At 62.9% G+C, this 11521-nt stretch carries 10 protein-coding genes; 1 reads left to right on the top strand and 9 read right to left on the bottom strand.

What is annotated here, in order from left to right; translation table 11 throughout:
- Window positions 1-78: 78 nt before the first annotated feature.
- Window positions 79-600, bottom strand: a complete 522-nt coding sequence (locus HX869_RS10220; protein WP_003213494.1) for a DUF3617 domain-containing protein — start codon at window positions 598-600, stop codon at window positions 79-81.
- A gap of 130 nt (window positions 601-730) precedes the next feature.
- Between HX869_RS10220 and cls the strand changes: the two genes are divergently transcribed.
- The gene (cls, locus tag HX869_RS10215) at window positions 731-2170 is read left to right on the top strand and encodes a cardiolipin synthase (RefSeq protein ID WP_134327562.1); all 1440 of its coding nucleotides are present in this window, start codon (window positions 731-733) and stop codon (window positions 2168-2170) included.
- Window positions 2171-2300: 130 nt separating this feature from the next.
- On the opposite strand, the gene cfaB is transcribed toward cls, so the two are convergent.
- The 8 genes from cfaB to hflK (HX869_RS10175) form a co-directional block, all read right to left on the bottom strand.
- Window positions 2301-3485, bottom strand: a complete 1185-nt coding sequence (cfaB, locus tag HX869_RS10210; protein ID WP_008439517.1) for a C17 cyclopropane fatty acid synthase CfaB — start codon at window positions 3483-3485, stop codon at window positions 2301-2303.
- Between the two features lie 87 nt (window positions 3486-3572).
- Window positions 3573-4358: a DNA-binding domain-containing protein gene (locus tag HX869_RS10205; protein WP_178903044.1), complete on the bottom strand. Its 786-nt coding sequence runs from the start codon at window positions 4356-4358 to the stop codon at window positions 3573-3575.
- A complete protein-coding gene (locus HX869_RS10200; protein WP_003213501.1) occupies window positions 4349-5194 on the bottom strand; it encodes a DUF692 domain-containing protein in 846 nt (281 codons plus the stop codon). The genes HX869_RS10205 and HX869_RS10200 overlap by 10 nt, the downstream gene beginning before the upstream one ends.
- A gap of 66 nt (window positions 5195-5260) precedes the next feature.
- The gene (locus tag HX869_RS10195) at window positions 5261-5512 is read right to left on the bottom strand and encodes a hypothetical protein (RefSeq protein ID WP_003213503.1); all 252 of its coding nucleotides are present in this window, start codon (window positions 5510-5512) and stop codon (window positions 5261-5263) included.
- 107 nt (window positions 5513-5619) lie between these two features.
- Window positions 5620-7515: a cation-translocating P-type ATPase gene (locus tag HX869_RS10190; protein WP_102370196.1), complete on the bottom strand. Its 1896-nt coding sequence runs from the start codon at window positions 7513-7515 to the stop codon at window positions 5620-5622.
- Window positions 7512-8546 carry a protease modulator HflK gene (gene hflK, locus HX869_RS10185; protein WP_003213508.1) on the bottom strand — a complete coding sequence of 345 codons (1035 nt, stop codon included), beginning with the start codon at window positions 8544-8546 and terminating at the stop codon, window positions 7512-7514. The genes HX869_RS10190 and hflK (HX869_RS10185) overlap by 4 nt, the downstream gene beginning before the upstream one ends.
- Window positions 8543-9541 carry a protease modulator HflC gene (gene hflC, locus HX869_RS10180; protein ID WP_178903045.1) on the bottom strand — a complete coding sequence of 333 codons (999 nt, stop codon included), beginning with the start codon at window positions 9539-9541 and terminating at the stop codon, window positions 8543-8545. Before hflC ends, hflK (HX869_RS10185) begins: the two co-directional genes overlap by 4 nt.
- A gap of 9 nt (window positions 9542-9550) precedes the next feature.
- Window positions 9551-11482, bottom strand: coding sequence for a protease modulator HflK (gene hflK / locus HX869_RS10175; protein ID WP_178903043.1), 1932 nt, complete (start codon window positions 11480-11482; stop codon window positions 9551-9553).
- Window positions 11483-11521: the final 39 nt, after the last annotated feature.

Raw genomic sequence — 11521 nt, 5'->3', positions numbered from 1 at the left:
CAGCCAATACACCTGTGACTGATTCACCGCATTCGCGAGCAAGCCCGCTCCCACATTTTGATCGGGGTATGTCTTAGGTTAAGCGCGGGGTTTGACCGTGCCGCAGTTGCTGCCCAACCACTGCGCGTGGGTGTCCAGGCTGCCCTTCTGCTGTACGCCGGTGGCGTTGAAGGTACCGTTAACCGTAGTGGTGAATTCCTGCTGGCTCTGGAACGTCGCCACGCCAGTGCCCTGGGCTTTCGGGCAACTGAAACGGAATTTCCATTGGTTGCCGGTCTTGTCCGTCACTTCCTGCTTGCAGCCCGATTGCGGATCGGTCAGCGGGATGGAATCGGACGCCACCTGGGCCGGAGTCAGGCACACCTGCACGCCTTTGCCGGCCATGGTGATGCCTTGCTTCTCAAGCATCGCGCGTTGTTCCGGGGTCATCTGTTGCTTGAGCTGACCGAGGATCAGCGACAAGTCCGGCAGGTCCTGGTTATCGACCTTCATGTTGCTGGTGGTCAACTCCCACAAGCCCGGCGCCAACATCTGCGCTTGCGCCGCCACAGGCAGCGTCAAACCAACAACCATGGCCAAACCAAGCAGACGAGCATTCATCGGGTAACTCCTGGGCAATTGTCGGCGTTAGACGCCGCAAAAGCGCCAGTGTTGCACAGCAAATAAAATAGCGACATTCGTGGCCGAACATGGTCTGTTAGGCACTTGTTCGTCAGGAGTACCGTTGTCCATGGATTTCTTTGGCCCGCACCTGCTCGCCTATTTCATTGCCACCCTGCATTTTCTGGGCACCCTCGCCGCCATCCATGCGGTGCTGACCGTCAGGACCGCCCAAGGCTCGATTGCCTGGGCATTGTCGCTGATGTTCATCCCCTACCTGACGCTGATTCCCTACCTGATCTTTGGCCGGAGCACCTTCGACGCCTACATTCAGGCGCGGCGCCAGGCCAACCAGGAAATGCACAAGGCGATCACCGAGCTGAACTGGCGCCCATGGGTTGAAGAGGCATTGGCCGCGCGCAACTCCCAGGCCTACGCTTCGCTGCGGGCCATGCCCAAGCTGGGGCGCATGCCGTGCCTGGCGAATAATCAGGTGCGTTTGCTGATCAATGGCGAGGCTACGTTCAGCGCGATTTTCGAGGCGATTCGCTCGGCAAAGACCGCTGTGCTGTTCCAGTTCTTCATCATTCATGACGACGAACTTGGCCGCCAACTGCACACCTTGCTCAAGGAAAAAGCCGCCGAAGGCGTAGCCATTTTCGTGCTATACGACCGTATCGGCAGCCATGCCCTGCCCCATCGTTATGTGCAGTCGCTACGAGACGCCGGGGTGCAGGTCAAGGCCTTCGCCACGCGCAGCGGCTGGCTCAACCGCTTCCAGGTCAACTTCCGCAACCACCGCAAGATCGTGGTGGTGGATGGCATTACCGGGTTCGTCGGTGGGCATAACGTCGGCGATGAGTACCTGGGCAAGAAACCGCCGCTGGCGCCATGGCGTGACACCCATGTGCAAGTCAGCGGCCCGGTGGTGGCGTGCTTGCAGGAGTCGTTTGCCGAAGACTGGTTCTGGGCCGCGCGTGAGCTGCCGCCGCTGCTGCTGCCGGATACCTACCCGGACGACGGCGTGCTCTGCCAATTACTGGCCAGCGGCCCGGCGGATCCCTATGAAACCTGCTCGCTGTTTTTCGTCGAGGCCATTCATGCGGCCACCGAGCGGGTGTGGATCACCAGCCCGTATTTCATTCCCGATGAGGCGGTGTTTGCGGCTTTGAGGTTGGCGGTATTGCGCGGTGTCGACGTGCGCCTGCTGCTGCCGTCACGGCCGGATCACCGCATCGTCTACGCCGCTTCCAGCCTGTATGCGATCGAAGCCGTGCGCGCCGGGGTGCGGGTATTTCGCTATACGCCAGGATTCCTGCATCAGAAAGTGGTGTTGGTCGACCGTGAAATCAGCGCCATCGGCAGTGCGAACCTGGATAACCGCTCGTTCCGGCTGAATTTCGAAGTGATGTTGCTGACGGTAGATGACACTTTCGCCAGCCAGGTGGAGCACATGCTGCTGGAAGACTTCGCCCTGGCCCATGAAATCAGCCAGGAAGAAAACCGCCAGACCCACCGCCTGCAACAATTGGGCATGCGGATCGCGCGGCTGATTTCTCCAATTTTGTAAGGCTTGCACCGAACCCAATGTGGGAGCGGGCTTGCTCGCGAAAGCGGAGTGTCAGTCACTGAATGTGTTTCTGATCCAACGCCTTCGCGAGCAAGCCCGCTCCCACCTTTTAGATCACCGGTACCATTGCTTACTGGTACAGGTCATCCCGCGTCCACGGCAGCTCATGGCTACCATCGGCATGGGGTTTCACCGCCAGAATCTGATGCAGGTTGATCCAGCCCCGGGCAAACGCATACGCACAGCCGGCCAGGTACAGGCGCCAGATCCGCAAGGCTTGCTCCGGCACCATCTTGCCCGCCGCTTCCAGGTTGTCTTCGAGGCGCTCGCTCCAGTGATCCAGCGTGCGCGCGTAATGCAGGCGCAGGCTTTCGACGTCGACGACTTCCAGGCCCACGTCGCTGATCTCGGCGGTCATCATCGACAGATGCGGCAACTCGCCGTTGGGGAACACATAACGCTCGATAAAATCCCCGGCGCCACGGCCTACGGGCCGGCCATCAATATGCTTGGCGGTAATCCCGTGGTTCATCACCAGGCCGCCCTCACGCACCGCGCCGTAGAGAATCTTGCAGTACTCCGCCAGGTTGGCGTGGCCAACGTGTTCAAACATCCCCACGCTCACCACCTTGTCGAACCGGCCATCCTGAGGCAAGTCGCGGTAGTCGAGCAGCGTCAGCTCTACCTGGTCTTCCAGGCCTTCGGCCTTCACCCGCTCCTGGGCCAGCGCCAGCTGTTCCTTGCTCAGGGTGATACCGAACACCTTGACCCCGAATTCCCGCGCGGCATACCGCGCCAGCCCGCCCCAACCGCAGCCCACGTCGAGCAAATACTCCCCCGGCTGCAGCCGCAATTTGCGGCACAGGTGGCGGAATTTGTCTTGTTGGGCTTGATCAAGGGATTCGCTGCCGGTTTCGAAATACCCGCAGGAATAGGCCATGTCGCGGTCCAGCCACAGCTGGTAGAACTCGTTGGACAGGTCGTAATGGTAGGAAATAGCCGCTGCGTCGGTGGCCTTATCGTGGATCGAGCGCACCGGACGACTCCCCTCGTCGTCATCAACCAGGGCATGACTCAACTCGTCAACAACCCTGATCACTTCGGAAATGGAGCCTTCCAGCTCCAGTTTGCCCTCGACGAAAGCTTCGCCCAGTGAGTCGAGCGTCGGATGGCTGAGCTTGGAAACCATCATGGGGTCCTTGACCACAATGGTGACGCTGGGATCCGGGCCCAGGTTGAATTCATGGCCGTCCCAGAGTCGAAGACGCAGCGGTAGCTTGAGATTCTGTAAGGCCGGTGGAAGTTGCGCGAGCATGAGTAGTCCCCCCTTGTTTCAGACGTCTGAAATGAGGGTAGACCATCCACGGAAAAATTAGCAGGCTATCGAAACAATAGCGCCTTTCTATGGTGCCCGCCGCTGGAGCAAACCCTCCTGGACCCACTGTTTCAGCCAGGTAACCGCTTGCAATGGCGCGCCCTCCTGGTAAGTGACTGCCAACTCGGCACACAGTTCGGAAAAACTCCAACCGTTGGCGACCATGCCTGTCAGCGCGCAGGCTTGCGCCGGTTCAACGCTGCGGTATTGGCAGACATTCTGATGGCGCCAGACCAGGCACACCTGCGCCAATGGCAGGGCTTCGCTGCCGGGAAAGTCCCACTCGCCCTTGCTCGCACGCCAGATGCCCAGGCTGTTGAAATCACACAGCACCTGCTGCACCGACGGCACCAACTGCACCTGCAGCCCTGGCCAGTCTTCGGGCGGCAGCGTTGCCATGTCTTGCAGGGTCAACGGCTCGCCCTGCGGTGCATCAAAGGCCAGGGTGAATGCCCATTCGAGCCGCGCCAGCTCGGCAGGCGCCAAACCTTGCTCGCCATAATGCTCAACGATAAACCCGGGGAACCGCTCGCCAAACCAGCGCAGGCTGTAATGGGCCGAGGGATAACGGCGGGTATAGGCCGAACCCAATGCTGCAAACTCCTCGTCCCCCAGCCAATACCAGACGGCGCTGAAGTCATCGCGCAGCACCTCCTGCAATCGGGTGTGATAAGCGTTGTGGTAAATCGCCAGGCCCGTCTCGACATCCAGGGTCGGACCGCCGATCAAGGTGGCGCTGAAGCTGTTGCTGGCAGTGGAAGACTCGGCCAGCAAATGCCGCTCAAAGGCCAATTGCCAATCGATCAGGCGCATAACGCTCTCCTGTCCAGCGCGCTCGCGCCCAGTTCGCGGGCCTTGTTCAACTCGTCGAGCAGCTCCTGGAAAGGCGGGAAATGGTCATCGCGTTCGAGCAAGGTCGAGACTGGCCCGAGGTGCTCCAGGGTCCGCTGGTACAGCGCCCACACCGGATCGCATACCGGATGGTCATGGGTGTCGATCACGTAGTCGCCGTAATCCATATGCCCGGCCAGGTGCAGTTGGCGGATGCTTTCGGGCGGCAGGTTGCGGATAAATTCCCAGGCGTCGAACCCGTGATTGCGCGAGCTGACGTAGACGTTATTCACGTCCAGCAGCAACTGGCAGCCGGTGAGATGGGTCAGGGCGTTGAGAAATTCCCACTCGGTAAACTCATCCGCCTTGGAGCGCACGTAGCTGGAGACGTTTTCCAGCACGAACGGGCGCTGCAACACATCCTGCACCTGCCGCACGCGAGCGGCGACGTGGTACAGGCTTTCTTCGGTGTAGGGCAGCGGCAGCAAGTCATGCAACTGGTGCGCGTTGCCACGGCTCCAGCACAGGTGATCGGAAATCCACGCCGGCCGGATGCGCTCGGAGAGCTGCTTGAGTTGTTTCAGGTAATCGGTATCGAGGGCATGGGGCCCGCCGATAGACAGGGACACGCCATGCATCACCAGGGGATAACGCTCGGCTATCGCATCCAGGTAGTACAAGGCCTTGCCGCCCTGCACCAGATAATTCTCGGAGATCACTTCGAACCAATCCACGGCCGGCGATTGTTCAAGGATCTGCTGGTAGTACTCGCTGCGTAAACCCAGGCCGTAACCCAGACTCGGAAGGGAAGCGGACATAAAAACACTCCTGGGGAAAGTGTCCGCAGCGGCGGGGGGCCCGCTGCGGTGGCACTCGGTTGTCGGTTATTCGCCGACTTTGCCGCCTTTCTGATCGCACATCGCTTTGCTCATCGACAGGAAGCCCTGGCCTTTGCAAGAACCCATGCCTTTGCAGGCGTGGTCTTTGGTTTTGCAGTCGTTCTGGCCTTTGCAGGCGTTGACGCCATAGCAATGGACCTGGGCGTCTGCTGCCTGTACCTGAGTGGCAACACCGGCAAACATGCCAGCAGCGGCGATAGCGAGGGCGGCACCAGCAGCAGCGGATTTGATGTTCATTGTGTATTCCTCATGATCGGTAGTGGAGCCGGTCTGAACGGATTGTTCAGTCTCGACATAGCACTAGAGTGAGGTCCCCCCATGGCGTTACAGCACGACTGAAAAATTTATTCCTCGAGTTTCAATAACGGCTCCTGGAACCGCAGCAAGCGCCCCGCATTCCCCAGCACCAGCAGCGTACTGAGGTTGTGCAGCACCGCCGCAATCATCGCGCCCGCCGCGCCCAGCCAGCCAAATGCGGCGAACACCACGATCGCCAGCGTCCAGCCCAGGCCGATGATCACGTTGACCTGCAGCGTGTGCCGGCACTGGCGGCTCAAGCGTACGCACGTGCCCAGGCGCCGCAGGTCGCTGCCGATCAGCACCACGTCCGCCGACGCCAGCGCGATATCCGCCCCGCCCGCGCCCATCGCCACACCGACCACGCCGGCCTTGAGCGCCAGGGAATCGTTGATCCCGTCGCCCACCACCATCGGCCGGAAACCGCTGCCGATTTCCCCCAGCACGCGATTGAGTTTGTCCTCCGGCAACGCCTGGGCTTCGACGTCGCTGATGCCCACTTCCAACGCCAGGCTGTCGGCCACGCTCTGGCGGTCGCCGGTCAGCAGCAGTTGGCGCCCCAGGCCCAATTCACGCAGCTCTTTCATCGCCTGGCGCGCTTCAGGTTTCACGCTGTCCGCCAGCAACAGCCAGGCAAGGAACTGCCCGTTCAACGCAAGCCCGGCAATCGGGCCGTCGTGATTGGGGACCGCCGTGGTCGTGATGCCCAGTTGCTCAAACAATTCCGGCCGGCCGAGGGCGGCTTCGCCCTGCCCGGTCTGGGCGACCACACCGAGGCCCTGGCGCTCGCGAATATCCGACAACACCAGCATGTGTTCCTGAGTCGCCAGCCCCGCCAACGCCCGGCTGACCGGGTGGCTGCTGGCCGAGCCGAGGCTGGCCGCCAGATTGAGCAGTGCTTGCCGATCCGGCTCGCGGGTGTCGATGGACTGCAAACGCAGGGTGCCAAACGTCAGGGTGCCGGTCTTGTCGACCACCAGGGACGTCAGGTCCGCCAGCTCTTCGAGAAACGCCGAGCTGCGAATCAGAATGCCGTGACGCGCCGCCACCGCAATGCCCGCAATTGCCGTGGCCGGCGCCGACAACACCAAAGCACACGGGCACGCCGCCACCAGCACCGCGAGCATCGCCTGGGCGTCATTGGTGACAAACCAGGTGACCGCCGCCAGCAACAGCACCAGCACCATGTAGCTGCCGGCGTAGCGCTCCAGCAATCGGGTGATCGGCGGCTTCGAACGTTCGGCGCTCTGCATCAGGGCGATGACTTTGCCCAGCGTCGACTCATTGCCGGTGCGGGTCACTTCCAGGCGCAGCAAACCGTCGAGGTTGATCGCGCCACCAAACACCTGCACGCCGACACTCGCTTCCAGCGGCACCGATTCACCGGTAATCGGCGCGGTGTCGAGGCTGGCCTGGCCCGACAGCACCACGCCGTCGGCGGGCACGCGGTCACCGGCACGCACTTCGACGATATCGCCGGTCTTCAGGATGCCGTTGTCCACTTCCAGGATCGTCCCGTCCGCCTGCACCAACCGTGCGTGGCTACGGGTCAGCTTGCCCAGGGCATGAATCGCTTCCTGGGAGCCGATGACGCTGCGCTCTTCCAGCACATGGCCGAAGATCATGATGATCGGCAGCAGCGCGGCGGTCAGCAGGTCACCGGTAGCCCAGGCGCCGAGCATCGCCAGCGCAATGAGTTGGTCGGTGATGCCATGCAAACTTGGATACCGCAGGCTGTACCAGGCCGAGCGCATCACGGGCACGGCCACCAGCAATGAGGCGACGCCCAACAGCAGTTGGCTCACGCCGGTCTGGTCCGGCGCCAGCCAGCGCCATACCAGGCCCAGGCTGAGCAGGCCCAGGGCGAGCATCGCCAGGGTCAGTTGCCGGGCGGCGCTGCGTTGTTCGGCCGATGAGAGCATCGGGGCTGCGTGGGCGGTCATTGTTCGGCTCCCTGAATGATCAGGCGGGAATCGTCTTTAGGGTCAACCGTGGTCACGGAGCCGGCCTGCCCGAGAATCTTCGGCAGGCGTTCGCGGTACAGGCGCAGCAACAGGCCTGGGTCTTGGACCTGGGCCAGGCTGGCGACGGTAGCGGTTTGCGCCTGGGCGTTGGACAGCCGTTCGCTGGCCTGGGCGTGAGCCACTTGCACGGCGCGGTCGGCGTCCTGGTTGGCGGTCTGGGTAAGTTTTTCGGCGTCGGTGCGCGCATTGGCCACCGCCTTGTCGGCTTGCTGGCTGGCGGTCAGCACTGCGTTGAAGGCATTGACCGCCGGGCCCGGCAAGCTCGATTGCACGTCGACCCGGGTGACTTCGATGCCCAGGCCAAGGCCGGTGGACGCCAGGTCAGCCAGGCGTTGATTGATGCCGCGCACCAGGTCGCCACGCAGCCGTTCGCGGCGTTCGGCGGCCTGGTTGTCGGCGCCGATCAACTCGGGGCGCGCCACCAGAATCGTGTCCAGATCCCGCGCCGCAGTCAGCACCACGGCGCTGCGAGTGACCAGTCGATCCAGCGCGGGTAGCACGTGATCGCCCTGCAACACAAACGCGTAGGGCTCGGTGACCTTGTAGAAGACCCGCACATCCAGTTGCACCACGCCGGCATCGCCGGTCAGCAGGTAACCGGAGCCGGCCAGGGCATCGCTCAGCGGTGTGGCAAAACTGGCCACGCGATCGGCTTGGGTGGCCGCATCGGAACGCAGCAGGTTTTCCACCCGGCGCTCAATCACCCGGTCCGCGGCGGGCAACAGCACCACTTGCTCGAACGGACGCGGCCAGGCCAGCAGCAGCCCGGCATTCTGGATCCGGTCCAGCGCACCGAAGTGCAACACCACGGCGCGGTTCTGCGGGTCGATCTGGCGCACGTTGGAAAACGCCCACGCCAGCGCGGCCAATACCGTCACCGCATACAGCGCCAGGAACGTCAGCCGTCCAGCCTGGATCCACGGGCTGTCGAGGCTTTCCCGCTCACTCATGGCTGGACATCCTTCGGCCCATCCACCAGCGCGCGGAAAGGCGCGGCGTCGGTGCGCAGGATGATCTTGGTGCCCGGCGTGACCACTGTGCCAAGGGTGTCGAGGGAACGCAGCAGGTTGTACAACTGCGGATTGCCGGCGTAGGCACGGCCATAAATCTGCGCCGCTTCCACCCGGGATTGCGCTTCGATATCGGCGGCTTTCACCGTGGCGTCGGCCTGGACGATTCGCGCATCACGCTCGGCGGCCGAACGAATCTGCGCCGCTTCACGCTTGCCAACGGCGGTGCGTTCCGTGGCGATGGTCTCGCGCTCGGCGCGCATGCGGTCGACGGTGGCGGCGAGGGTCACCGCGGGCAAGGTCAGCCGTTCAACACCCACCTGCACCACACGCACGCCATAGGTGGTGAGCAATTGTTGATCAATCTGCTGGCGCAACTGCGCTTCAAAATCGGCAATGCGCACCTGGCTGGCATCGGTGTTCACCAGGTTGGCCAGGTCGAAACTGGCGGCGGTGGTTTCCAGCGCCGAGCCGACAAAGGTGCGAATCTGCCGCGCCGCTTCATCCGGCTGGTTCTGCACCGCACGCATAAAGCGCTGCACGTTGTCGGGGTCGCCCTGCACCTGCCAGGCCACGTAGGCCTGCACGATGATCCGCAGGCCATCGCGGGTGCCCACATCCTGCAAACCGCTGGAGGTGGTGCGCAGGCGCAGGTCCACCGGAATCGCCGCCTCGAACGGCGCCGGCCAGCGCCATCCCAGGCCCGGCTCCAGCAATACCCGCGACGGGTTGCCGAAGCGAGTAATCACCGTGGCTTCACCGGAACGCACCTGCACCAGGCTCGCCGCGGCGACCGCGAACAGCACGAGCAATACCGCCCAGCCCATACGCCGCCAGGGGAACGGGCCGGCTTCGTGCTCATCGCCATGATGGTGATGATGGTGGCCGTGGTGGTGACCATGGCCTGCGTGATCGTGAGAATGAGCGCTCAACAGATGAACTCCTTATTGAACGGCTTTACGCGGCACCGCAGGGTCGGCCGGTAAGGTAAAGGAACGCAGATCGATGGTCGGTGCGCCACTGGCGCCCAGGCGATGATCAAGAATGAGTAACTTGGCGTGGGCCAGGCCCTGGCTCAGTTGGCTCAGGTACTGCTCCAGCACGAACGCCTGGCCGGCTTGTTGATAGGCCTTTTGTTCGGCGCTGAAGCGCAGGTCCGCCGCTTGGGCGCCGGCGCTGACTTCATGGGCCGTGGCCTGGGCCTGGTCGCGGGCGGTACTGGCTTGCAGCAACGCCTGGTTGGTCTGCTCACTGGCAGCGCCGCGCTCCCGGGAAATCAGCGCCTGGGCGCCGATCTGCGCAGCTTGCACCGCGTGGTAGGCATTCGCCGCACCGGAGGGCGGGTGAATGGCTTCCACCACGGTGGCGAGAATTTCCACGCCGCTGTCGAGTTTCTTCAGGTCCGCTTGCACCGCCTGGCCAATTTCATCGGCGAGGCTGTTGCGTTCCTCACCCAGCAATTCATCAAGGGTTCGCGAGGCAAACTCGTGGACGAGGATGCGGCTGGCGGTGCTGCGGATCAGCGTGGGCACATCGGCGCTGTTATAGGTAGCGGCGAGTGCGGCCTGGTCGGTCAAGCCGATGCGGTACACGAAGCGCACGTCCATATTGACGATCTGGAAGCTCTGCTTGTCGCCGCTGCTGCTGGCGATCACCTGGGATTTGTCATTCACATGGCTGGCGTCCCACAGGCGGTTGGCGATCAGCGGCGCCGGGCCCTCGGCCGGAGCGACGTCGGTGTTTGCCGCTTCGCCAACGCTGGTGGCCAGCTCATGGACCACGCCGTTTTCCACGTTCAGTACGCGACCCAGCGGCCACGGCAAACCGGCATGCAGGCCAGGCCCGAAGACCTCCACCGGCTTGCCAAAGCGTTCATAAATCCCACGGCTTTGCAGGGCGACTTCATGCACGCCGGTCAGCAACCAGCCTACGGCCAGCACCACCACGAGCACTGGCAGGAATGCCCGGCGCATGTAGGTGAAGGCCCAGATCTGCCGCAGGTCGATGCCGAAACGGTTGTGCAGTTCGTGCTGCAGGGCGAGCAACGGTTGCGGCGGCCAGCGCAGCATCCCGGCGATAAAACTTTGCGCCATCAGGCGCGGTTCAAGCCGCTCCTGGCGCGGGCTGAACAGCGACAGCAGGCCTCTTAGCAGAAACTCCAGCGCCACCAGGGCCGGCAACAAGCCGATCAACACGGCCAGGCGCAATGGCCACACGGATTCTTCACCGGCAAACAGCAGACAAATCGCACTGATCACCAGGCAAATAATCGCCACCCGGCTCAGTTGCGCGAGTTGCGCGGCTTCCGGCCATTGGGCGGTGCTTTCCTGGGCCATGCGCCGTTCAAACACCAGCAAGCCAAATGCCAGTGCCAAGGCAATGGCGGCGCCCACACTGGCAGCCTGGCCCACTGCAGCGGCGGGCAAGGTCAAGCTCCAGAATTCCAGAACGCTGAAGAATGCCAGCAACGACCAGCCGCACAGCCAGAACACCGGTGCGCCAATTTGCACCAGCAAGCCGTTACCGACGCGACCGAACTGGCGGTTTAGCCAGCCAGGTTCTTCTTGTGGCAGCGGCGGTTCGATCAGCCGTGCAGCCGGCTCCTCCAGCGCCATGGCCCGCCAATCCGCGACCCACCACGCCGATTGCAAGCCAGCCACCAGCACCAGCAACGCCGAGGCGCAGTTGATCAGCACCACCGGCCAGATCGAAAGCGGGGCGAACAGCGCCACAAACAGCGCCAGCATCCAGCCGCCGACCGCCAGCACCGTCAGGCCAATGCCGGCCTGCCTTAACCGGCGGGCATGAAACAACCCCTGCTGAAAACGCGGCAGCCCTTCAATGGCCACGTCATCAGCATCTAGATCCACTCGCATCCCCAAACGCCCACCCAGAAACAATTAGTTACTCTATAA

It is taken from the genome of Pseudomonas sp. P7779 (assembly GCF_013386315.1).
In the GTDB taxonomy this organism is placed as follows: Bacteria; Pseudomonadota; Gammaproteobacteria; order Pseudomonadales; family Pseudomonadaceae; genus Aquipseudomonas.
Note: the sequence above shows the minus strand (reverse complement) of the source record. Positions and strands in the feature narration are given on the sequence as shown.